The organism is Acidovorax sp. JHL-9 (assembly GCF_000426205.1).
GTDB classification, from domain to species: domain Bacteria; phylum Pseudomonadota; class Gammaproteobacteria; order Burkholderiales; family Burkholderiaceae_C; genus Acidovorax; species Acidovorax soli.
Genome location: NZ_AUEX01000055.1, coordinates 1 through 2,797, shown reverse-complemented (window position 1 = coordinate 2,797; position 2,797 = coordinate 1). Strand labels below are relative to the sequence as shown.

General features: G+C 64.9%; 2 protein-coding genes. Both read left to right on the top strand.

The annotated features are described in order from the left end of the window. Window positions 1-242 precede the first annotated feature (242 nt). Complete coding sequence (gene istA / locus K225_RS0119045) at window positions 243-1,766, top strand: IS21 family transposase (protein WP_026437811.1); 1,524 nt, start codon at window positions 243-245, stop codon at window positions 1,764-1,766. Between the two features lie 78 nt (window positions 1,767-1,844). Beyond that, window positions 1,845-2,648, top strand: coding sequence for an IS21-like element helper ATPase IstB (gene istB / locus K225_RS0119040; RefSeq protein ID WP_008904314.1), 804 nt, complete (start codon window positions 1,845-1,847; stop codon window positions 2,646-2,648). The last annotated feature ends 149 nt before the right edge of the window (window positions 2,649-2,797 follow it).

The following is a 2,797-nucleotide window of genomic DNA, read 5'->3' as shown; positions in this document are numbered from 1 at the left end:
GTGGGTATTTCGGACCAACGTGACCGCTGGTTTCGGTATCGTGACCGAGGATTTCGGCCCATCGTGACCGACTCCGTTGTCGGTTCATCGTGACCGGCCGTTTCGGCAACGTGACCGATCATTTCGGTCATCGTGACCGCCGTTTCAGCCCACGTTTTTGTGGGATCTGAAGCCAGGCGGTGCTGCGTAGAGAACTCAACCCGGGCGTCCTAACCTCGACGGCTTTTGCCTTCAGGAGCCGGATGCCCAAACCTCGAATTTCTCTACGCATGATCAAAGACGTTATCCGCCTGAAGTGGCAGGCCGACCTCTCTCACGAGCAAGTCGCCGCCACCCTCAACATCTCCAAAGGGGCCGTGGCCAAGTACGTTGGCCTGGCCCATGCTGCTGGCCTGGATTGGGAGACTGTCCAGGATTGGAGCGAGCAGCGACTGACCTCCGCCCTGCTGCCCAAGGCCACCACCTCCCAGCCCTACATCACCCCCGACTGGGGCCGCATCCACCGCGAACTCGACCGCAAGGGCGTGACACTCATGCTGCTGTGGCAGGAGTACGTGGAGGCCCATCCCCATGGTCGTACCTGGCGCTACACCCAGTTCTGCGGTCACTACAAGGACTTCGCCCAAACCCTCAAGCGCTCGATGCGCCAGCACCGGCGCGCCGGCGAGAAGCTGTTCATCGACTTCGCTGGCTCCACGGTGCCCTTGCGCGATGGCGCCCGTGCCCAGGTCTTCGTCTCGGCCATGGCCGCCTCCAGTTGCGTCTTTGCCTGCGCCACGCCCGCGCAGCGCCTGGATGACTGGGTCGAGGGCATGGTGCGCGCTCTGCACTTCTACGGGGGTGTGCCGCAGCTCATCGTGCCTGACAACGCCCGTGCCGTGATCGCCTCGCCAGACCGTTACGAGCCACGTGCCAACGAGACGGTGCAGGACCTGGCCCGCTACTACGGCACCTCGGTGCTGCCTGCGCGCCCACGCACGCCGCGCGACAAGGCCACGGCTGAGAGCTCGGTTCAGGTCGTCACACGCTGGATCCTGGCCAGGCTGCGCCACCAGCGATTTGAGAGCGTCGCTCAGGTTGACGCGGCCATTGCGCAGCTGCTCCCCAGCCTGAACGAGCGGCCGTTTCAGAAGCTGGCGGGCAGTCGCGCCAGTGTGTTCGCCGAGCTGGACGCCCCAGCCCTGATGCCGCTGCCGCAGCAACCCTATGAACTCGCGCGCTTCAAGACCGTGAAGGTCCATATCGACTACCACGTCGAGATCGACGGTCATCGTTACAGCGCACCGCACCCGCTGGTCGGTCAGACGCTGGAGGCTCGCATGACCGGGCGCGGCATCGAGTTGCTCTTGCGCGGCCAGCGCGTGGCCGCCCACGCGCGCAGCGACAAGCGTGGGGGTTTCTCTACCGTGGAGGCACACATGCCCGCGGCCCACCGCGCCCACATGGAGTGGACGCCACAGCGCCTGATCGAATGGGGGCAGCGCATCGGTGTGGCCTGCGGTGAGTTGATCACCCGTTTGCTGCAGACCTACAAGCATCCCGAGCATGGCTACCGGTCTTGCCTGGGTTTGCTGAGCCTGTCCAAGAGGTACGGCCCGGTGCGACTGGAGGCCGCCTGCGAGCGGGCGTTGGCCCTGGGCACATTGCGCTACAGCCATGTGCGTGACTTGCTGGCCAACAACTGTGACCAGATCACGCCCCAGTCCGAGTCGGACTGGACCAGCCCGGCGCACGCCAATCTGCGCGGCCCGGGCTACTACCAGTGAGGTGGCGCCACCGCCGCCGCCGCCGCCACTGCCACCATTGTTTCTATCTCCAATCCACGGCTTCAGGACATCATCACCATGCTCAACAACACCACCATCGCCCAGCTGCGCTCACTCAAACTCGTGGGCTTCGCCGATGCCTTGCAACAGCAACACGAACAGGCCGACTGCCTGAATCTGTCCTTTGATGAGCGCCTGGCCTTGCTGGTCGAGCGCGAGGTCTACGCCCGCAGTGACCGCAAGCGAGCGCGTCTGCTGCAACAGGCGCAGCTCAAGTACCCCTCGGCCACCTTGGAGGACGCCAGCTTCGAGGGCATCCGGGGAATGGACCGTCCGGCCCTCATGGGCCTTGCGCTGTCCACCTGGATCGATCGCGGCGAGACGGTGACCCTGGCCGGTGCCACAGGCTTGGGCAAGACTTGGCTGGCGTGTGCGCTGGCCCAATACGCGTGCCGGCAAGGTCGCTCCGCGCTGTACTTGCGCGTGCCTCGACTGGCAGAAGAGCTGCGCATCTTGCATGGGGCCGGCAGCTTCCGACGCTGGCTACAGCAACTCGCCAAGATCGACGTGCTGGTGCTGGACGACTGGGGCATCGGACACCTGGACGCCGCCACGCGTGCCGATTTGCTGGAGGTCATCGATGACCGGGTGGGGCAGCGCGCCACCATCATCGCCCACCAATTGCCCATCGAGCATTGGCACGCCTGGCTGGGCGACCCCACCGTTGCCGACGCCATTCTGGACCGGTTGCTGCAGAGTTGCCGGCGCTTCAGCCTGGACGGCGAGTCGCGACGAACGGGCCGCACGGCGCGCACTGCAACCGTTTCAAAAACGACCATCAAGGACCCCCATGAAGACCTGACAGCCTCTCCAAAACCGTAAACTCAACCCCCTACGCAGCACCGCCAGCATCACGGCGGTCACGATCGCCGAAACGGGCGGTCACGTTACCGAAACGGCGCTGAGAACATCGCTCAGCCCACCGGTCACGATGCGCCGAAATGACCGGTCACATTCGCCGAAATACGCAC